General features: G+C 58.0%; 13 protein-coding genes, 1 tRNA gene and 1 pseudogene. 10 read left to right on the top strand and 5 right to left on the bottom strand.

What is annotated here, in order from left to right; all coding sequences use genetic code 11:
- The first annotated feature begins 575 nt into the window (after nt 1-575).
- The 3 genes from P6U30_RS37195 to P6U30_RS37185 all read left to right on the top strand — a co-directional run bounded on the left by P6U30_RS37195 (nt 576) and on the right by P6U30_RS37185 (nt 3,938).
- A complete protein-coding gene (locus P6U30_RS37195; protein WP_407170740.1) occupies nt 576-1,127 on the top strand; it encodes an NYN domain-containing protein in 552 nt (183 codons plus the stop codon).
- Nucleotides 1,128-1,220: 93 nt separating this feature from the next.
- Entirely contained in the window at nt 1,221-1,646 is a 426-nt protein-coding gene (locus P6U30_RS37190) for a VanZ family protein (RefSeq protein WP_407170739.1), read from the top strand.
- Between the two features lie 774 nt (nt 1,647-2,420).
- Nucleotides 2,421-3,938 (top strand): hypothetical protein, encoded by a 1,518-nt coding sequence (locus P6U30_RS37185; protein ID WP_407170738.1) that lies wholly within the window; start codon nt 2,421-2,423, stop codon nt 3,936-3,938.
- A gap of 978 nt (nt 3,939-4,916) precedes the next feature.
- Here P6U30_RS37185 and P6U30_RS37180 read toward each other — a convergent pair.
- Nucleotides 4,917-5,105, bottom strand: a complete 189-nt coding sequence (locus tag P6U30_RS37180; RefSeq protein WP_407170737.1) for a hypothetical protein — start codon at nt 5,103-5,105, stop codon at nt 4,917-4,919.
- Nucleotides 5,106-6,035: 930 nt separating this feature from the next.
- Between P6U30_RS37180 and P6U30_RS37175 the strand changes: the two genes are divergently transcribed.
- From P6U30_RS37175 to P6U30_RS37165, 3 genes are all read left to right on the top strand, one after another.
- On the top strand, nt 6,036-6,449 hold the full coding sequence (locus tag P6U30_RS37175) for a hypothetical protein (RefSeq protein WP_407170736.1): 414 nt from the start codon (nt 6,036-6,038) through the stop codon (nt 6,447-6,449).
- Between the two features lie 156 nt (nt 6,450-6,605).
- On the top strand, nt 6,606-6,764 hold the full coding sequence (locus tag P6U30_RS37170) for a hypothetical protein (RefSeq protein WP_407170735.1): 159 nt from the start codon (nt 6,606-6,608) through the stop codon (nt 6,762-6,764).
- Nucleotides 6,765-7,890: 1,126 nt separating this feature from the next.
- A complete protein-coding gene (locus tag P6U30_RS37165) occupies nt 7,891-8,088 on the top strand; it encodes a hypothetical protein (protein ID WP_407170734.1) in 198 nt (65 codons plus the stop codon).
- Between the two features lie 2,394 nt (nt 8,089-10,482).
- On the opposite strand, the gene P6U30_RS37160 is transcribed toward P6U30_RS37165, so the two are convergent.
- A complete protein-coding gene (locus tag P6U30_RS37160) occupies nt 10,483-11,160 on the bottom strand; it encodes an arylesterase (RefSeq protein ID WP_407170733.1) in 678 nt (225 codons plus the stop codon).
- Nucleotides 11,161-11,639: 479 nt separating this feature from the next.
- On the opposite strand from P6U30_RS37160, the gene P6U30_RS37155 reads away from it, so the two are divergent.
- Both P6U30_RS37155 and P6U30_RS37150 read left to right on the top strand, forming a co-directional pair.
- Nucleotides 11,640-13,022: a GSU2403 family nucleotidyltransferase fold protein gene (locus P6U30_RS37155; RefSeq protein WP_407170732.1), complete on the top strand. Its 1,383-nt coding sequence runs from the start codon at nt 11,640-11,642 to the stop codon at nt 13,020-13,022.
- Nucleotides 13,023-13,670: 648 nt separating this feature from the next.
- A complete protein-coding gene (locus tag P6U30_RS37150; protein ID WP_407170731.1) occupies nt 13,671-14,111 on the top strand; it encodes a hypothetical protein in 441 nt (146 codons plus the stop codon).
- Nucleotides 14,112-14,789: 678 nt separating this feature from the next.
- On the opposite strand, the pseudogene P6U30_RS37145 reads toward P6U30_RS37150, so the two are convergent.
- Nucleotides 14,790-16,200 (bottom strand): annotated as a pseudogene (locus tag P6U30_RS37145) (mannose-1-phosphate guanylyltransferase/mannose-6-phosphate isomerase).
- 275 nt (nt 16,201-16,475) lie between these two features.
- Nucleotides 16,476-16,551: transfer RNA gene (locus P6U30_RS37140), tRNA-Thr, on the bottom strand.
- A 562-nt stretch (nt 16,552-17,113) separates the two neighbouring features.
- Between P6U30_RS37140 and P6U30_RS37135 the strand changes: the two genes are divergently transcribed.
- Entirely contained in the window at nt 17,114-18,328 is a 1,215-nt protein-coding gene (locus P6U30_RS37135) for a hypothetical protein (RefSeq protein WP_407170730.1), read from the top strand.
- 97 nt (nt 18,329-18,425) lie between these two features.
- On the opposite strand, the gene P6U30_RS37130 is transcribed toward P6U30_RS37135, so the two are convergent.
- Complete coding sequence (locus tag P6U30_RS37130; RefSeq protein ID WP_407170729.1) at nt 18,426-19,433, bottom strand: cupin-like domain-containing protein; 1,008 nt, start codon at nt 19,431-19,433, stop codon at nt 18,426-18,428.
- A gap of 859 nt (nt 19,434-20,292) precedes the next feature.
- Between P6U30_RS37130 and P6U30_RS37125 the strand changes: the two genes are divergently transcribed.
- Nucleotides 20,293-21,477 (top strand): acyltransferase family protein, encoded by a 1,185-nt coding sequence (locus P6U30_RS37125; RefSeq protein ID WP_407170728.1) that lies wholly within the window; start codon nt 20,293-20,295, stop codon nt 21,475-21,477.
- The last annotated feature ends 12 nt before the right edge of the window (nt 21,478-21,489 follow it).

The following is a 21,489-nucleotide window of genomic DNA, read 5'->3' as shown; positions in this document are numbered from 1 at the left end:
ATGTTGGCCAAGAAAACCTTGATCGATCCGGCAGAGATCTCGCGTCCTCCAAGCCTCGATTTAGCGCAGTTTACTCTACCGATAGCAACTCGAGCCGAATTAGACGGCGCGCAACGAAAGCTTCGCCGCGATCATCGGCGAAGTGATCAGAAAGAAGTACAAGAGTTAGGGGCGATCTTCCGTGCCCGAATAATGACCTTGCAAGTATGAATTCCACTACACTCTAGGTCGTCGATGTCTCCGAAGCCTACGAGCCGCGCTACTATATGCTGCAATTTGAGCGCGTCAACAAACACCGGACCGCGCTGAGTAGCTCCGGCCAAATTGGTAAGCCCGCCCGCCAAGTCAACAGGGGTGCCGTTGTCCTTCGGCCCGACCGACTTGCGGGGCAGGCGCGTCCACCGACACCCGGCAACAAGCACTCACCAGCAGACAAAGCTGGGCAGATCGTCAAATACTCCCTTGACGGAGCGCGCCGAATGCGCGGTACATTGCATATTTAATATTTAAATGTTGGACCAGCTTGTTGAATTAATTTCGGCCGAAACCGGCAAACTGCCGCGCCAGGATAATTAATGATGGAACGGATCGCGCTCTTCATTGATGGCGCCAACCTTCATTTCTCAGCGAAAGCCTTGGGTTTCGAGATCGATTTCAAACGGCTGTTGGCGGAATTTTCAGTACGAGGGCAGTTGGTGCGAGCATTTTTCTATACGACGATTAGCGACAGCCCTGACTTCGTTGGCCTGAGATCATTGATCGACTGGTTGGATTACAACGGCTTCATGGTCAAGACCAAGCCCGCGAAAGAATACGACGACGGAGAGGGACGTCGGCGGGTCAAGCGGAGCATGGGCGTCGAACTCGCCATTGACGCCATGGAAATTGCAGACAGGATGGACCACGCCTATCTTTTTTCTGGCGATGGCGACTTTCTCCGGGTGACCCAGGCGCTTCAACGGGCGGGCGTCCGAGTTACGGTCGTGGCAAGCGCTCGCACGAAACCTCCGTTGGTTGCCGCGGAACTCCGACGGCAGGCCGACAGCTTCCTTGAACTCGGCGATTTCAGGCGAGCGATCGAGCGACACCCGACACACGAGCTTCGCATTCGTGCAAGAGATCTCTAAACACCTTATCAAGCCATAGTCCGATTGTTCCGAAGCTCGAGGACTTGGCGGCGTCAGAAGGACCGAGACTTTGCAGATAGCCCGCGCAAGATCATGAGACGAGCTTTCCTTAGGCTGGCGGCGGCCTTTTGGTTGGCGTTTATCTGCTATGCAACATTGTCTCCGCTCGCCAGCCGGCCAGGATTGCTGGGTGACACCGCACTCGTCGTATTTCTTGAGCACGTTTGCGCATATGCCTTGCTCGGCGTGCTCCTGCGTTTCGCCATTTGCAGTCGGCCCGTTCTGATTATCGCGCTCGTTGCATCGATCGCGTGTGCGCTCGAATGCTTGCAGGCATTTACGGCTGATCGCCACGCGCGGCTGCTCGATGCGGCCGAAAAGGTTGCGGGAGGTTGGCTGGGTGTTGTTGCCGCACCCATGGTCGCCGCGATCGCGAGCCATCTTTCCAAGATGCGGCCCGAAGCATGGACGAGAAGGGGCGAGGGCAAGGGGAGGGAGCCTCAGCCTCACTCGCATTAGCTAGAGTTTCGGCTTGCGTACCGGGCGCTACATCGCGCGATCGCTGGGCACGCCGTAGCTTCGTCGCGCGCAAAGCATCGTCCTTGTCCCTGAAACGCCGGAAGGTGGGAACCTGCTGGACCGGCCGATCCAAGCACACTCAGGGTCTGCTTAGCGGCGTCGCGGGTCGAACCAATGACACGAGAATAAATACCGCAGAAAAGTCAATTTCGCATAATATCGATTATGGAATATATTCCCATCACATTCCGCAAAAGAGGTTTCAAACGCTGGAGCGCTTGTAAAGGACTCGCCTAATGGCTTTAATGTCCTGGACCTCTCAATCGTCTGACAAACGCCAACAGAAGGCTGGATATGCCAGACATAGACTTGGTCGACTGGAGCGTCGAAGAATTCCGACGCCTGCTCGACCAGCCGCTCGACGCAAGCGATGCTGCCGCATCTCAGGCGGCACTGCAAATGATTATGGGTGACCGATCGCTGTCAGCGACGGCGACGTCCACTGCTGTGACCCGGGGAACGGTCGACGCAGGAGCTCCCGCATCGACGCAAGAAACGCCTGTAGACAATCCGGCACCCGGGTCTCAGTCAACGCCGGCTTCGTCAGACGACGTGCGTCCCCAGATGCGCTCGGATCCTACGGGATGGCAGACGTCTCGTCCGCGTCCGGACGTCGACAGGGACTCCGATGGTGCTGCTACGCCGGAGATCTACGCCCTGAATGCGGTTCGAAGATTCGCGCGACGTGCGGTCGGCGCATTGAGATCAGAGGGCTTGGATGCGATTGCGGAGAGCAACCAGCCGCACGTGAATCCCAATGAGGAGCAGCAAAGTCCGCAGCAAACGCCATCAGATACGGCACAGCTTGCCACTATTTCGAGCCTGGCCACTGAAACCCGGCCACCACCCGGCGCGGTTGGTGACTACGAGCGATCCATCCGGAAGGCGATCCTGGTCCTCGATGTACAAGTAACCTCGTCTGACCCAAGGGACGGCGCTGAGCCCACCCCTTCAGGGGCACCAAAGTCTATCCTTGGCCAAACCAAGAGCTCTCTCCAATTGACGCCGTCACGGTCAGAGGATGCTGCGCAGGCGACTCCGTCCTCTGCACCGGCGGAGCCATCGGCACCGGAAGCCGGCACCGATCGGGACGCTGCTGCTATTTTTGACGACAGTACGCCGGTGGCGTCGATCGGAAGCGAGTGCGAGACCGACCATGGAGGGATACAGCCGCACCCTTTGGACGTCAGCCAAGCCGAATTGATAGCGGTAACGCAGACGTCCGAGCCAACAGATGCCGGCGAACCAGAGGCCCTCAACTTTGGCGGCTTTGGAGCATCGGACGCCGCCAGCCGTTCCCTGACAATCGCTTCGACCGCGAGCCAGCCGCTGCCAAATCAAGATTCCACTGAGGGCACTCTGCAGGATGTCGACGCGCAGCAGACGACTGCGCCGCTGGGACGCGATGCGCCATACGGGCTTTCGCGAACCCTTAGCGAGACAGATTTGAGCCAGCCGGATCCCAATCAATCCGGCCTTGGGCAAGAGTCCAACGAGGATCGTGAACCTGAGCCCGATTTGCCAGATGGTGCTCTGCCCGCGACGGTCGCAATCAGACCAGGCGACGAAGTCGATTGCGCTCACGAAGAGCCCATCGATGAGAACGTTCTATTCGCAACAGGCAACATAACGGAGCTCGTTGCGGTTCGCGCAGAACTGCCGCCGACGGAGCCAACAGATCAGGATCTCGCGTCCGCAGCGACACCTCGAGCAGATTTGTACCTGCTGCCCGCTCCTGCCCCCGAACAATCTGTTGTCGAAACGCGCACGCCGCTGGAATCGAGCTCAAGCGAAGTAGACCTTTCAGCGACAGCCCATCAGGCTCTGCAGACGGTCCCGGCATCACAAACCGTTGAAGCGACCGGAGAGAGTCCAGCTCTCTCCATCCCTGCGCCTTCCAGCCAGGCGGCAGCGGGCTCGGCAACGCGAGAGCTCGCTGTGGAACGCGGCCGCCTTGAGCTCCTGCAGGCTCAACCAATTTTGGCACTTCCAGCGGCTAGTCCTCAGTCGCTTCTGAAGAACGCGGTGATACGGCCAGACGTTTCGACGGCCTTGGCCGATCGCGAGCGCGCAATCATCCTGCGCTGGGCCCTAAGAGACATCAGGGGTATGCGGCTAAAGATGTCCCCCGTGGACCCGGACACCCTGCAGACCCTTGTCGACTTGAGCCTCGTGGAAATGGCGAGCGGATCACCAGTGCTAACCCTCGAGGGCCGGGCAGCGATTGCATAGCGGGAGAATGAGCGCCCCTCCCCTTTGGCAAGCGGTCTCTGTCTAGGTTCCCCTCCCACCAGGATCGAGATCCACGGACTGGCTGCGGAGCTGTAAATCTACGGGATGTTTAACCCTTTTTCGCGGGCATCAAGCTTAATTCTCGAGTCCATTTGCGCAAGCGGCATGACCGAGTCAATTTGCAGCTAGCAGGCCGCCCGCAGTCCTCGAATTAGCGAAGCCGCTGCGTGGTGCGATTGCCAAGGCGGTCCTCTGACGCTTACTGCTCGGAGCATACCTCACATGAAGAATACTTTGAACGATTTGGATAGGCGCCCGGCCGTTTCCGATGTCGATGAGCTAGAACTCCGGTATCGTGAAGTACAGCATTTAAGAAAGCTGGTATCGCAGCTCGAGAGCCCGTTGGTCGGCGCGGTCCCACCAGCGCTCCTTGATACTTCGGACCATCGGTCTCTCCATTGACCCACTCTGCGAAACCCGCCAACGCGAACGCCAAGACTGCAGCCGGTCTGCCTCCTGCGAGTCCGTCTCGGTCGTTGCATCAGCGGGAGCAAAGACCCCATCCAACATCGATCAGCATTGCGTGGATTGCCGTGAGCGCGATTGCGATGATCGGCTGGTTCACCGGGCTGCTGTGGGCCGCTTCGTATCTCGCGCGATGGCTGATGTCCTGAAGGAGTCCCTCCTCCCACAGCGAATGTCCTGACATCAACATCAACACGGACCAAGCCCCGGCACAGCCACCCACGATCAGAACTTTAGCTCGATGAACTCGACAGACCACACCCGCTCGGGGTTTCGTCAATCGAGTGGCTCCGAAGCGGAGCTTCGCAGCCACTCGGGCTAACCGCCTCCGGGCAATCCACCAACCCGGAAATTCTCTACGGCCCTCATCCTACGTACGACCGAGCAGGCGTCCTCAACTCCATCCAAGGGAGCACGCCGGATGTGGTTCGGCGCCGAGTGGCGGATCACAACTCAATGAATTGTGCGACTTGGATCGTAAGGACACGAGGCAGCCGGCGGATCCGTACCGTCCGAAAGGAGGCTTTCAAGGTCAGCGACCAATTTCCTCAAGTGCTGCAATTCGCGATATCGCAAGCCGAGATCATCACGATCGCTGACAATGGCCATTTCGGCCTCGCCACCCAACGGATTGTCCTTCATTGCAATACTCCAGCATCGATCAATATATCGTGCCGCTGCGAAGCACGGCCAAATTTCGGACCCGAAAAAACTTCCGATATGATCTTATAGTACATGGTGGCGCGACATCACTGCAACTGGACTCTGGAGAGCCGTGCTTCCGTTTCGTGCGCCGACTGCGACCTCTCCCCTCGTTTCCTGCCACCTTGTTGCGATTGCGCCAATGCTAACGCTCTCCACCATCGAGACTCTTGTCCCGTGACGGGTGTCTCCATCTCCTCCACTTCGCAGCCAGCGCACTCTCTGTCTCTGTCGCACTTGAGAAGCTGAGATCGGCAAATCAACGGAGCTCTGTGTTTCGCGTTGTTACCTTTCGAGGCGGTCCGTTCGGCTGCCGCACTTTAGCGATGCACCACCTCGCAATTTCAAACAGGCCGCGATCGTCGACGGGCTCAAACGCATTCGACCAAACAGACTACTCGTGAGGCGACAGGTCTCAACTTGTCGTCTTCAACGCAGGCCCGAGTTCAGAACATATGTTGAATGTCCCGATTATCCCGGACTGAGCGACCTGTTTAACTCGTCGGGCTCTGCGTTTAAGAAACCGGAGCTACGTGCTTGGCCTTCCGCTCCGGCTTAAGGCGAGATGCCGCAGCATGCTTGCAACCGACATCAAGGACGGCCTCCTGCGGCGAGCGAGCCTGGCGGTGGAGCCGGTCCGCAACGCCCGTGCCTGATCCAGGTCAGGTTGGGGTCGAGCCAAGTTACCTCGCTATTTCAAACGGTTATATTACCGGTCCACGGGCCGGAAGCCCGGAATAATCGGCGCCATCGAACCTCCGGGGGTAACATTGTTAATTCGTGTTAACCATATCCCCGACACATTCCACAGCGAATGGTCATGTCTCCTCCGCGGACTAGAGAGTCGGTATGATCGCGCGATTGGCTGGAATGGCCTCACTCATCCTTTGCCTCGGCGGCTGCTGTGCCGGAACAGGATGTCTGGTTCAAACAGCGGGACCGGTTGGCATCGCTCCTCCTGCTTGGGATGGCTTCGCTCAGGCTCCTGATCGTCGTGTGGCGATGGAAGATCGCGGTGAGAGCCGACCGGCCCATGCGTCGAAACAACGTAAGGAGACCTCGTCGGCGAACAAGCCTCCCGCTGCAGCCGATAAGCTTGCCGGTTTGAAACCGTACTCGAAAGAATGGGTGGCGGCTTATAACAAGATGAATGAAGAGGAAGACGAACGGTTATCTCGAATGATGGTGATTTGCCGCGGCTGCCTGGCTCCCAAGCAAACGGCCGAGCCTCCCCATTTAGCTTCAGATTCTATCTCCTCCGCTCGCTCTGCTCATTCGGATTAAGTCCACGCGAGGACATCGGCGATCCCTCCTCAAGACCGGGACCCGGCCGATGCGCCAGCACACGTCAACGCGCAACCCATGTCCGGGCCGAAGATCGAGCATTTGAACCGCTTGCCCGAATGCGCCGACTAATTCGTTGGTTGAGAGGAACCGGGCGTGAGCGAGATAACGCGAATTGGAGTCGAGAAGGTATTGCGACCGTTCGCATCGGTGCTCAAGGTAGCCTGGGTCGTCCTGTGTGCAATTTCCATGATCGGCTGGTCGGTGGCGCTGTTGTGCATCGCCATGCAGCTTGCACGTTGGCTGTTTGCTTAGTTCACTGGAACACGAGTTCGGCCAATTTCACCGCCAGACAGATGATCATACCCCAAAGCGCTATGTTAATCTGAAATACGAGTGACATCATCTGTCCCCGAAAACCAGCCTTCAGGCCGAATCGCACAGCGCTCCCACGAACGTCGGTGGATTAAGCCATCGGCCAGGTTAAGATTTGATCAGCAGCACGTTCCGTAGTTGTACGGCTGAAGGGTCCAGACGACCCAAGCTGCGCAAGTTCATCCAGACGAATTTCCGGCAAGACTTGCTTCGCAGCTAAGTCACCAATCTGATCTACTCTTGGTCGCGCAAGACGCTTGATAGTCAGGCGCTTGGTACTCAGGCAATGACGGTTTTCGTTCCACGTCCCCGATTCTGCGACGCCGGACGAGCAGGACGGTACGGATGCGAACGACTAGCGTGGAAATAGGTGGGAGGTATCGCCCACGATTTCGCGCTGAGATGCGCCGATGCCAAGATGGACGATCAGCACCCTGTCTTAGGACTTGGGGCCGCCGCCGAATAGTTTACGTCAGATTCAATCGCTGGTTCTTGGATTAAACGGGACGCCTGATGATCCCGCTTGCGGTTCGCTCCTTCGTCCTCTCCGGACAGCAGAGTGACGCGCATGTGCCGCTCCTCGAGCGGCCGGGCAATCAGGGCGCTGACGTAGATCGCTAACGCCAAGCCAATGGCCAATAGCATGCCCAAGGATGTTAGCAGGATGTACACAATCAACATAAGCTGCCTGCGTAGCGCCCTGCCGAGCTAGTAAAAGCGCAATGTGGGCGAAAGTTCCGGGATGCACCGATGGGACGTTACGGCGGGCCAATGAAAGAAGTATTTCCAACTCCACGATGAGCCGCGCCAAGTTTGCATAGACTTGATTTTGACCGGATTCTCGCGTGAGCCATCGGACTACTGCACCGCACACTCGCCTGGATAATTCCGCTCCGCCCAGCGGTACCGCTTGTGGAAGGCGTATAGATTGCGCCGCCCTCACCAATAACGGCTAGGCTACGCGACAACGCATCCTCGCCATCAGAGATGGGTAACGCCGGGGAACAATTACAACAATACGTGATTAACTTGAGCGCAATTAAGGTTACGTCGTTGGAGCTCGATAATGACTGACGAGAACCTCGCGCTCTTGGCCGTCGGGGCTGCGCAAGAAATCCTCGAGGAGTATCTAGAACCTCGTCCGCGCACCAACGAACGCCTCATCCTCGATCGCCTCGTCGAGATACTCCAACAACCTAGCCTGATCGTAGCGGTTGGCCGAATGCAGCGCGATCAACGTATGACTGATGATCAGCCCTTCTAATCGCCCTGCCCTTCTTCGATGCCCGTGGCAGCCGGTGCTACCTACACCGCTCAAAAAAAGGCCGGCGGTCTTTGAGAAGACGCCGGCCGTCCAGGTGCCTGTTTAGCGTTTGACCTCAATGCGTCCAAAACGGTTCAAGATACCTGCAATTTATTTTCGTCGCGAAAACGGGACGTTGCATACTATGTTACCTTGCACCCAGCGCCGTTTTCGGTCAGATTCGGCCGATCGAAAGCCCGAAGATCTACGCCCGGCGCCTGCCGCGATACCGGATAAGTATCAAGCGTTCCATGGCAACCAAGGCCGCGGCTCTCGTTTGCCATCCCTCGCTAATCGCCGCACTCGGACGACCATAATGAAACCGCCTCGCTTAGAATGCGAGCTCAGTGATTTTTACAATCGCACAGGCTATCATTCCCCAGATCGCAACGTTCACCTGAATTACAGCTAGCATTTGCGCCCCCTAGCCGCTCGAATCGAACTGCGAAATCCCACCCGGGAACATGAGTTCCCGCCAAAGTGGCAGGATTGCGGCGCGCGCCCCTATGTTGCGTCGCACCCACAATATAAGCGGTTGATATCGATTAGTCGCCTTTGCCGACGGCGCGACCAGCACCGCGAACGTCCCCGACACGTTCGCAATTTTGAGACGCCCCGGATTCATATTAACCAGCGAACCAACGTTCGCTTGCCTCGTACTAACCACATAGGTTCGCAATTGCCGGACGCGATGATCGAAAGGGACGCCCATCATTCCCATCGAGCGTGTTACTGCGGATCCAGCCGCAATCCAACCGGCACCAATTCAGGAGGTCTTTTGCACGACGAATATATTTCCCCGGATGATTTGGCCGCCGGTCGCTACGGCTACATCTATCTTTGGCAACACCAGGGCCGACGGCATCAACGATGCCGCGTGCTCGCACGCGGAACGATGTACACGTGTCTTGTCGAGTTTCCGGATGGCTATCGCATGGTTACTAGCATCAACGGATTAAAGGAGGTGGGTTCAAGCGCTCCGGATGCGCCTTGACCATTCATCGCTGAACACGAGCAGCAAGCTTGGGTTTGCCTAGTTAGTGCCACGCGAGCTGTTCTTCCGTTGAGGAGTTGACTGCTACTACGCAGGCCGCGCTCTTGTGACCCGTAGCCCACCTACGCAAGGGCATCGCACTTCTTGTTCGGCATCCGGCACAACTGCGCGATCGCGCAAACTCTCGGTAACAAATCGGGGCGTGGTCGCTATGGTCAGATCCGTCGGAAGACGTGAAGAGCCGTTCGCGATGACGACGTGCACTTCCGATCAACCTGATCACCAGCAGAAAGGATCGTGACGCGCTGCTTGCGCTCCGATAACGGCCGACCGATCATAGCGCTGGCGCATAACGCAAGCACAAGTGCGGCTACCAACAGCACACCCACTGCTAGCAGCAGGCCGTACACAATCCACATCTGGTTCCCCTGAAGGCAACGCTGCCTGTACTAGAGCACGATCACTGCCGAGGCTCTCCGCGCCGGCGCCTGACCCAACGGCAGAAAGTGCCCACCCGGCCAATGTCGATGCCGCCAGATTCGAGCAACTCCGGGGCGGTACAGTGGCAATACCGAAGCGTTTTTGAATTATCACGCCGACGGCCGAGAACCCGAAGTCGCGCAAACTCACGCCGCCAAAGACCGCCGTTCATCCGCATCCAGTGAGGATTGATCGCTGCTTCGCGGCCGCGCGGGCACGTGCTGCGAGCAGCTTACTTGCACAAGCACCGGCATCGCCTGCGGTCGTACAAGCACCCGCAGAATGCCCTAGTGGAAGTAGAGCACTATGATGATCGCGGATAGCAATACGCCGACAATGAAATCGCGGATGGTCATGACTAACGCTCACAGAACGACTTAGAACTATTGGGAGGCACTCTACACCGCGAGCTGGCCTGCCGCCCAGTCCTCGACCAGAAGATTTGATGGAGACGCCTTGAGATCATCGTGGTCTTTTGCCAAGCGGCTTGAGCCGGCTGAGACAGGACCTGACCTCGCGGTCCGCGCGCATCACGCTTGTCGCTTGCTTTGGCAGTAATGCGCTGCAGCTCGACGCAAGGTTCCAGATTTAACCCCGGGGCGGGGCATAAAGCTTAACAAGCGACTTCAGTTGCGCGTCGTGCGTGGGCAATTACCCTCGCCGTACCGGACAATTGCCCACCTGTCCGGGTCCACCATGGCGAGGTCGTCGCGTCAGTATATTCGATGCGGCGGCTTCGTTCTGGAATTGAGCCGCCATGCTGGCGGTCCAAGATCGTTCTGCAACAACGATGATTTGATGCGCCCCAATCCTCCATGTCGGGCCTGCTTTGCCACCGATCTCACCGCATCAACGTGCTCAAGAGATTTGCTCAACTGAAGTCATCGTTCTCTTCGATCCGCGCGGTCGATCAAGGCCTCGACTGTTGGCAATATCCGCATGACAACCGCTTCTATTCCAGCGGCAGTTGGATGCAGACCATCCGACAGTTTGAGCCGTGCATCGTCGACAAACGCTTCGTCGAAGGCCGGGTAAAAAAGCACGTCGTGCTCGGCAGCTAGATCACGGAACATCGCGGCAAAAGCACCCTTGTATTCGTCTCCACCGCTCGGTTGAGTTCGCACCCCGCAAAGGAGCACGGCGATCCGTCGGACTTCGAGCTTGCGCAAGATCGCCGTGAGGGCCGCTCGAGTGACACCTGGGTCGAATCCCTTCAGCATGTCGTTAGCGCCGAGTTCCACAATCACGGCATCTGTATTGTCGGGGACCGATCGGTCTAGCCTATCAAGACCCCTTGCGGCGGTGTCGCCACTCACACCGGCGTTGGCGACTTGCACAGGTTGACCTCTAGCTCTCAACGCAGACTCAAGTTTGGCCGGAAAGGCATCCCGACTGGCGACACCTTCACCAGCAGTAAGAGAATCTCCGAGCGCAACGATCCTGATTACCTTCGGTTCGGCGCAAACGCCCTGGTGCGCGGCCCATGCCAGACCAATGCCAGCTACGACGGCAATAACTACAGGGCGCGCGTTAATCATGGCGATGCCGGCAGTGATCAACCGAGCCGCTTGTCGCGCCCGCATTTCACAAGGGCTCATCATGAAACAGAAGCCCGGCTGCTACACGGCTTGCCCAGCAAGTAGACGCGACGCCTAGATCCGCGCACATAGGTGTGTATTTTCTCACAGGGAAAGGTTGGTCACCCCACGTTGGCGATTTAATCATTTCAATCACCTTCGGACAATCATTAATTGCAATCGCTATTTATTTAAGCGCCCAACAGGAGCTGCGCTTCCGCGCCGAGCCGGCCGGGTTGCGGCTAATCGCGATAACGTTGAGCGCATCCCGTGCTGGGCGCAAGTAGCGCAAGGTGAAGGACGGAACCGCTTGGCCGCGCAACGGCTGGCGCACGCCGAGTTGACCCCGAAAGATGATGATCTTATACTCACCTTGCAGAATGAGTATAAAGTCCGCTGGATGCCAAGTTCGCCCTCTTTTATACTCACTTTGCAACATGAGTATAATTCGGATACCAACCATGCCAGCTCCTTCCCTGGTTGCCCAGACGACCTATGCCGAGCTCCTGGAGCGCACGGCAACCGCCGCCTTCCGGGACGCCTTCGCGGACAACGGCTCGTTCACGGCCAAGAGCATCAACGGCCGCAAGTACTGGTATTTCCAAACCGGCGCCGGCGCCGAGCGGTCCCAGCGCTATGTCGGCCCAGAGACGCCGGACCTCCTCGAGCGTATCACCCGCCATAAGGAGGTTCGCGAAGACGAACGCGAGCGTCGGGCACTTGTCTCCACCCTCGTCCGATCGTTCGGTTTTCCCCGTCCCATTCCCGAGATCGGGGACGTGATCGCCGCGCTCGCCAAGGCTGGCGTCTTTCGCCTTCGCGGCGTGCTGGTTGGAACGATCGCCTATCAAACCTATGCTGCAATGCTTGGCGTTCGCCTCTCCGCTGGCTCGTTGCAGACTGGCGACGTGGACATTGCCCAATTCAAGAATGTCTCGGTGGCGGTCGAGGATTCCACCCCGCCCGTTCTGGACGTACTGAAGGAAGTGGACAAATCCTTTCGTGCCGTTCCTCACGTAGCCGACGGTCGCCGCGTGACCAGCTATGCCGCCAAGGGCGGTTTGCGCGTCGACTTTCTTACGCCTCACCAGGGCAGGGAAACCGGCCGTCCCCAAAAACTGCCTGCCCTAAACACGGATGCCCAGCCGCTTCGCTTCCTGGATTTTTTGATCCGCGAGCCGGAGCCTGCAGTCGTCCTGCACGGCACCGGTATCTACGTGCACGTGCCGGCTCCGGCACGTTACGCGGTCCACAAGCTCATCGTCTCCCGCAGGCGTCCGGAGGGGTTTGCAAAGCGCGACAAAGACCTGCGGCAGGCCGAGGCCTTGCTCGCCGCTGTCGCAGAGAAGCGGCCCCATGAGATGAAATCTGCGTGGGAGGAGGCCTTTGCCCGCGGTCCCAAATGGCGCCAACTAATGCTCGAAGGGCTCGGTTTGCTTGCGGCCTCTGTACGGGACACGGTGCTCAAGACTATCGGCGTGCCTCGGTCGATCATTCCGGGCATCGACCTTTCCTTCGACAATCCTTCTCCCCGCTATGACTTCAGCCGCGATATCGTAACATTCCAAGGAGAGGCGCTCAGCGGCGCAGTCGGCTGCGCCATCAGCGGCGAAGCGCTAGACGAGCATTTCGGCGCGGACGGTGGGCAAGAGGGACGGCTAGAAGCATTCCTCGAGAGTAGGTCAAGGATCGAGCAGCTCGCTCGCACCAAATATCTGTCATCCCCAGTGGCGGAGCCAGGTGCCGTGCTGATCGGGACATCCGATATTGAAGAATTGCCCCGGAAGAAGTCTGGCGAAACTGCCAAATCGCCAAAAAATCGGCGAGCGCCGAAGCGCACCTAGGGCTCTCCTTCACCGCTTTCCCACCAGATTCCGGTTCAATGAAACCATTTTCCTTCCATCACGAAATCCGGCTGAAACAATCGATAGTTACCTCCCGATCAGTTTCATTAAGGGGAAGTGTCATGATGGAAGTAACCGTCGGGCTGCTATTTGCCCTCAGCGCTACCGTCTTTGTCGCACATGCCTACGACGCCATTCGGCTTCACAGAGGTGCCCGTCAGATATGATCCGGGACACGCCGTGGTCTTAAGCCACGCTCCTGCCCTGCCGTTGTTCCGTGGCTAATCGACCGCAATTGATAGGCGCCGCCCGCCGAGAACGGCTGGGAATGCCCGATCGCCGCGCGGCTATCAGCTTCACCCCTGGGTCAGATGTGTCGTAGTGATTACTGCCGGCACTGCCGGGGTGAATATATTCCGTCTACGCGGCGCTATCGTTTTCTGATCCCAATCTTCCGTTAGTTGGCTAGCAGTTATTTCGAATAATGGCAGCGTACGCGCAGATCCCCTCGCAAGGGAAATTAACAGTCGGCCTTATGTGAACGGTTTCACAAATCTGTGGTACTAACTTTGCTAATCTTCGAGCGCTGGGGATTGCAGGGCCCAGCTTGAGACAGGCGCCGCCGGGACAAGTATTTCGAGCCTGGCGGTGCATTTTTCGATCTGCCAGCAGAAACTGGCAAACGCTCGGGGCGAGCCAATCTTTGACAACCTGAATAGCACGAAGAGGATTATTATGAGCCAGGCAAACGGGGCACTGGTCGCTTTGCGCACCGCCGAATTCGCACCCCAATCTGGAGAACTGCAACGTTTGCTGACAACCGCCTCTCGGATGCAGCCGCAGGAACTGAATCCGACCAGGGTAATGAACACGATGGTCGGATCATCGCCTTCGTCGATTGAACGACTCGATGGTGGGCAGGCCGCCTCTCAAGCCTTCACTTTGGACCCCAGCACCATCCAAGCCCCGGAGCGGGCTGGGTCGATCATCAAGGTGACGTGGATTATTTTGAGTGCGGTCTCCATGGTCGGCTGGATGATCGCGCTCTCCTGGGGAGTGCAATACATTGTGCAGTGGCTGTTCAGCTAGAGGCGCCAACCGCTGATCGCAGATCGGCGACAAGGGCGTCCCGAAAAGCACGGCCCCGGCCCCTCGGGTCCTCCCTGAGGGCGAGGTTCGTCATAGCTCGATTATGAATCCTCCTATTGTAGTCGCGGCGGCCGCCGCCACGGTACCCGCCACGACGGTCTCAGTCGCGAGAGTGTGGCGCCCGACTTGGTAGGCATTTCGGTATCGTGGGCCTCGGCTTGCGCTATAAGCAGAATCGCTGGCCCGTTTCATGAGCGCCAAGGCAACCGAGAAAAAAATCGTAGCGCCGATGAATAGCCACCAATTCCATGACCAAGACATATCGCAAATTCCATCGCCGTTGATTTGCTTATAATTACCGCTTCTGATGAATATCGAAATTGCGGCAAACTGCCCCACGCCGTCCGTTCAGGGAAATCGAAAGCTTATCGCCTTTCTCGTTCGAAGCATTCACCGGCTGATTTCTGAAAGAACGTCGCAGTTGTTCTCCGCCAAGCCGACCAACGTTTCCCAGAGCGCGACACTTAGAAGGCTCAGGGGACGCTTCGTTCAAGTGCGGCGCCTGTACCTTAGGCTCGTCAGGCGGGGACGCACCTCGTAGCCCGCACTATCCGATGCGCATAATGCGCGGACGTAGGGCACGACTAGGCGGAATTGGTCGCCGCGCGAGCCCGCATGTCATACACGCTGGTAGTCATCCTCGATGCGAACGATATCATCCTCGCCGAAATAGCTGCCGGTCTGCACCTCGATCAGCTCGAGCTGGATCTTGCCGGGGTTCTCCAGCCGGTGCACCGCCCCGATCGGGATGTAGATCGATCTGTTCTCGTGCACGGTCTTGATCAGCTCGTTGACCGTCACCTGCGCGGTGCCGCGCACCACGATCCAGTGCTCGGAGCGGTGGTGGTGCTTCTGCAGGCTGAGCCGGCCGCCCGGCTTGACGATGATGCGCTTGACCTGGTGGCGGTCGCCGTTGTCGACCGACTGGTAGGAGCCCCACGGGCGATGCACCCGGATGTGGCTCTCCGTCACCTCGGGCGCCGTCACCTTCAGCTTGGCGACCAGCCGCTTCAGCCCGTTGGCGTCCTTCTGCCGCGACACCAGCACGGCATCCTGGGTCGCCACCACCACGAGGTCGTCGACGCCCTCGAGCGCGACCAGCGCACGGTCGGTCGTGACGTTGCAGTTGCGGGAGTCCTCGAACACCGCAACGCCGCGCGCCGCATTGCCGTGGCTGTCCTTGGCGGACAGCTCCCAGACCTGGCGCCAGGAGCCGATGTCGGACCAGCCGCAGGCCACCGGCACCACCGCCGTCCGCGCCGTCTTTTCCATCACCGCATAGTCGATCGAGATCGCCTTCGCCGCGCCGAACGCCGGCGGGTCGAGCTTGACGAAGCCGAGGTCGCGCCTGGCCTCCGCCACCGACTGCTCGACGGCCGCCACGCTGTCGGCATCGACGTTGCGATACTCATCGAGCAGCACCGCGGCGCGGAACATGAAGTTGCCGCTGTTCCAGAGATAGCCGGCCTCGATATAGCCGGCGGCGATTTCCGCATCCGGCTTCTCGACGAATTTGCCGACCGCCCGCACCTCGCCGGCGACCACCTCGCCCGGGCTGAGATAGCCGTATTCGGTCGCCGGCCGCTCCGGCTTGACGCCGAAGGTCACGATGCGGCCCCGCTCTGCCGCAGCGAGCCCCTCGCGGCACGCCGCGACGAAGGCCGACGTGTCGCGCACCAGATGGTCGGCGGCGAGCGCCAGCACCACCGCCTCAACGTCCCGGCTGTGCGCAAACGCCGCCCCGGCGGCGATCGCGGCCCGGAATCGCCCGCATCGGCTCCAGCAGCACGTCGGCCTCGCCGCCGATCTCGGCGAGCTGCTCCAGCACCATGAAGCGGTAGGCCTCGTTGGTGATCACGATCGGCCGCTCGAACAGGCTCGCGTCCGCGACCCGCAGCAGCGTCTCCTGGAACGTCGAGCGCGCCCCGAACAGCGACAGGAACTGCTTCGGATGCACCTCGCGCGAGGCCGGCCATAGCCGCGTGCCCGCACCGCCGCACATGATCAGGGGGATAATTCGCCGGTCCATCGATGCCTCACGTGCGTCACCAGAAATTGTATGCGCAGCTACCTATCACGGAGACGTAGCGTGCTCACGGATCCTGCCGGCATCGACGATCCCAGGCGCACTGTCGAAGGTGTGTTTGGCAGACCAAGTCAAATCATTATCGAAATAGATCTGGACGAAGACGCTACCTGAAAATTTCACTTTCCAAGAGCCCTGCGCTCCTCGGAGTTCGCCAAACATATGATCTTGATAGGGTTATTCCTTCGATAGCCTTCTATGGCGCTATCCCTGCAAAATGGTGCCGGTTGAAGAGACTTGAACTCCCGACCTCCGTCATACGATGACGACGCTCTACCCCTGAGCTAAACCGGCGTACCTCGCCATTGCCACGTGTGCATTCTATTCGAAACTGAAACAGGTGTCGCTCTCAAGACGAGTTTAACGTTAAACTTTGAGACTGTCAGATCAATCCCTCCCGCGCGCTGTGAACCGATGTACGATACTCGGCCGGCGGTTCCACAGCGCCCGCGCCCGCTAGATCCCAGAGGGATCGAACGGCGACGTCGGTGGGTGTTAGAAGCAGTTCGATAACCGGCCTTCCACTCCGTGATCGCGATTTGCAGCCGGGCTGGCGTTCTTCGGACAGGGCGCACTATCTAGGTTACTCCACTCGAACAATTACAGCCGTGCGTTTAATCTGTTTATTTAATTCACCATTGTGGTACGATTGATTTAATTCACAGGTCATCCGCTGCGTTAGCGCGCGATGGCGTTTCGTGGTTGGGCGCTTGCAGATCAGGAGAAAACCCACCCAGGCAAGACTCTTGAGCCCCCGACGGCCGGTGCGTCGAGGCGTCGGCAGAAGAACCAATATTCCAAGCGCAGTTTAGCGTGACGGAGACCATGGCCAGCATCATCAGCGGACTTAATGCGCATGCGCCACACAATTGGGACGGCACCCAAGGATCGAGAAATCATCATCGTTGAAGATGCGCAGAGCGGTGCCTCTGACCGAGTTCGATGGTCTCCGCAGGCGGGCCGTTGGATCAAGGAAAACGGTGATCCTATCAGCATCACTCCAACGCATTGGAGCCCCATACCGGCCGATCCCCATACTAACGCGGCAGGCGGTATCACAGATCAAGACCGTGAACATCTGGAATTCTTGATTGCACAGACCGCGACGAGAGGAACGCACTCCGCGACCCTCACCTCTGCCAAACGAGCTCGATCATTTTACAAGATCCTTGCTATCGTCATAGCAGCGTCGTTCGCATCACTTCTGCCCGACTCGTACTATCAGAAGGCGTTGACTCCTCAAAGCTACATCGATGTCCAGCACATCTTCCAAATCGCGATCGAGCAGCTTTCCGCGCAAATGGATACCGCCGCGAAACGGTCGGCAGCGGGAGTTCCCGTCATTGCCGGGCGGCAAGACCGGACGCCATCGGAACCACCCAGCCAACCTGATGTCAAGGTGCCGAGCGCGGCCAACGCCAACGATGCTGACTTCAGGCGCGTTGCCGGCAAGCTTTCCCCAGACCCGCGTGAACGCAACCGCTCGGCCGCGCTCGAAACCGAACTGGCCGCAGTTCGTCAATCTCTAGAAGACGCCGTTGCAGCATTGAATCGGGTTGAGGGCGAGATCGCCGAGCTGAAAGCCACGGCACATGCTCACTTCGAGAGTATGCAAGACAGTAAAACGCTCGCGACGGCTGCCGGCCACGCCGTCCTCCCGGAGCAAGACGCGGCTGGTCTGTCGCTCAGTTCGCCAAAGAACGAATCCCCTCCACACTTAGCTTATGGACCGATAATTGGTGCACCGAAGCACTTCACAGCTTGGCGCGCAAGTCAGCAGCATTCCGAGTTCACGACCGGAGTGCAACTCCTCGGTCTCATCCAAAGGGGAGAAGCAGGACGATTGCGGCAACTGCTAAAGGTTGTGACCGCCGACCCCGAGCGGGTTCCCCTACGGAGTCTTGAACCAATTTCGCAGATCGGTTGTTCAGCACCGTGGCGTCACCAACCCAGATCGCTCATCGCCGCAGAGGGCGATGCTGGAAGCAGAGCGAAGCCTGGCTTGCCTACCATCCTGTGCGTCCAGCCACACGGATCCGGTCCACCGGGCAGCATTAAGGCAATTCGCTAGCCGTACGCTGCTGCCGGCCTCTGGCCGCGCCTAAGCAAAGCTTCTCACGCATTCAGCCGGCACGCTTCATCCCAACCGGCCACATACCTTTGGTCGGTCATGTTCCGCTCGATGGTCTCATTTGATTACTTCGAGACTTCCTGAGAACTCGGCCAGCCAGCCGATACGGCGCCCGCAACCTGTCGAGGCCTGAGAACACAACATCTCGATAGCTTCTGGGTTGAGAAGCACAGAGAAGCCTCATTCCACCGGCTTTCAAAGTATCACTCATGACCGACCTGCCTGGTGGCCGCGGGTGGAGACCCATTCTCCTCATGATCGAGTTGACCTGATAGATGTGAGCTTTTCTGTCGAGATCCGCCATGCAGAAGTTTATGCTGACGCTGATGGAGACGCTGCTTCCATTTCTGACCCAGTGAGGGGCCAAAGGAGGATGGTGGACGGCTACTCCCGGAGCCAATTGGAAACGCTTGCCGCGATCGCCCAACTGTTCTCGATACTGCGCACCATTTAGATCACCGAGATAGAACTTTTCAATCTCCGGATCGGGAAGGAGTTCGCGATCGTTCGGATCGAAAAGCCAAACGTCCTTTTCGCCCGCAATCTGACACAGGAAATTGGCCTCATGGTCGATGTGATAGGGCGTAACGATGTTGGGGGACGATATGAACACCGTCATCTGCGCCCAAGTGACGTTCGAGAGGACCTTTTGACCGAGGAGGTCCTCCACGTCCAGCAATGCCTGTTGCAGCAGCTTTTGATAGTCGGAGCTGACAGCATTGATATTGCTGATCTTGACGTAACTATGAGAGTGAGTCAGCCCGCTGATAGCGCTTGCAATACGAATTCTGTCGGCCATTTCCGAGAATTTTGCGTTGGTCTTTCCCTGCCCACCCGACACCACGAACCGATCGGGTCGATTGTGCGCTATCCAGAACGCTGCAGCGTCCTCTAGCGCCGCGAGCGAGAAAAGATCGCTGTCCGCGAGATGGTGTTTCAACGAGAATGCCGAGTTGCCAAAGTGCCGTTGGAATTCTGCGGTCTCGGCGGAGAGAACAGGCGAGCGTCGATCCATGCGCTCAGCGCAACGTTCAGGAACAACCATCGAAATGGCCTCCTCATCGTGATCAAATTAACGTCGACCCGAGGAGAATCCGGGAGAAATATCGCCCTCTTCCGCGGGCCCATTAACGATTTCGGATGCAATAAATTTCAAATGCAATAAATGCCTGACAGTGGCGATCCTAGCAGACCAACCTGACAGGAAGCTTGCAGCAATTTGTATCGGAATATTTCTAGCGAAGGCTGCCAGTCTGCAGCGGATGACTGCAGCTCGCCAACAGCGGCTCCAGGCCAAAGCCTTGCGCGATCGAGGGTACTGTGACTACAGGCTGATCGGCGTACCTCGACGAGGCCTTTCCAGGCCCCTCGCGCACAACAAGCGGCATTTGAAGCATCGCGGATGCAATGACAAATTGAATTGCGTTTAAAATCTCGTATTATAAAGCTTAATTGCTGAAGTTTATTGCCAAGAATTTGCCTCTGCGTAGAGTGCGACCTCGATCGGCGACGCTCGAGAAGTGATCGCCGATCTTGGTATTTGGATACAGTTTTTTATATATTTGAACCGTCGGTGTTTCATGTCTGGAGAATTGCGCCGCCAATATCTGGAATTGAAGAGATTGCGGAGGATAGTGGCGGACCTTGAGAATAGGCTTTTGGCGAGCCGACCGCCCCCGAACGGCGAAGATCAGGCCAAGGCTGCCGAGTCGATTGGTTCAAGCAAGCCGCCGAACGATCCGGAAGAGTAAGGGATCGCCGGCTATAGAGTAAGCAAAGGGGATGCACGGCCGCAGGTTTCTTCCAATCCAGCCTTGCAGCGAACGGTCCATCCTGAAGGACGGTATGCACCGCTTCGCGGCGGCATCTGTGCGAGGCTGGTGGAAGCTGGGTCGAGATCCCGAATGCCGCAAGCACCCGTCAAGTCTAATCGAAAGTCACGAAGCGGCATGAATTCCCAAAGAGCGGAAGTCGGCTCGACGGCGGCGGACATCCTCGACGCCCATGGTGGTGTTGGTCCCGGCTTCGATGCGCTGCGCCTTCTGCTAGCGGTTTGGGTCTTCACCATACACGCCATGTTCATCTGTAAGGGAGCGGACGCAGCGGAGCAGTTTGCGAGCGATCCGTTGCACAGGATTATTGCCAGCCCGGTGCTGCCCATGTTTTTTGCGGTCAGCGGATATCTTGTCACCGGTAGCGCCCTTCGCATTAGGAGCACAACGACCTTTCTGCTGTTCCGGGTATTTCGAATCGCACCTGCGCTCATCGTCGAGGTTACTCTAAGCGCGTTGATCCTGGGACCATTGCTCACCGACAAGGATCTGCTGGAGTATTTCGCCGATCCTCTGTTTTTCAGATACTTCCTGAATATTGTGGGCAACGTACAATTTTTCCTGCCCGGTCTGTTTGCCCAGAATCCGGTACCTGGCGCCGTCAATCTCAATCTATGGACATTGAAGCCGGAGTTCTTCTGTTACGTATTCATGTCGGCAATGATCCTTTCAAAGGTGATCTTCAGCAGGAGATACTTCGGACTGATCGGTCTGTTGGTGCTGCTCTCAACGACGATCTACATCGTCAGGGGTGGCCAAGCGTACAATTTCTTGGGCGTTGCGGATTGGAAGATCTTGGTCGTCGCCTTCATCGTCGGGTGCTTGTCGTTCCAGTGGAACGACCGCATCGTGGTCTCGCGCGGCTACGCCGCGATTGCTTTAATTGTCGCCTGCATCGCTGTTGCTTACCCGCCGTTGGCGGTCCCCGGCGTGCTCGCGCTCACCTACATCGTCATCTACATTGGTACTCGTAAAATCCCTCTTCCAAGTTTCCTGACGAACGGAGACTACTCTTACGGGATCTATCTATTTGGCTTCCCGATCCAGCAGACCCTGGTCCATTTCCTGCCTTCAGACTACAGAACTGGATGGCTCGTGCTGATGCTGGGATTTCCGCTCACACTTGGATTTGCCATGCTTTCCTGGAATTGCATTGAAAAACCGGTCCTACAGCTAAAGAACAAGCTAAGGGCGAGCCCTCGCGGCCCCTTTCGAACTTGGCGCTCCAAAGGAATCGGGCTCGAACAGGCCCGGTAGCATTGGTCTGTA

The sequence above is a fragment of the Bradyrhizobium sp. ORS 111 genome, from assembly GCF_045571485.1.
In the GTDB taxonomy this organism is placed as follows: domain Bacteria; phylum Pseudomonadota; class Alphaproteobacteria; order Rhizobiales; family Xanthobacteraceae; genus Bradyrhizobium.
Note: the sequence above shows the minus strand (reverse complement) of the source record. Positions and strands in the feature narration are given on the sequence as shown.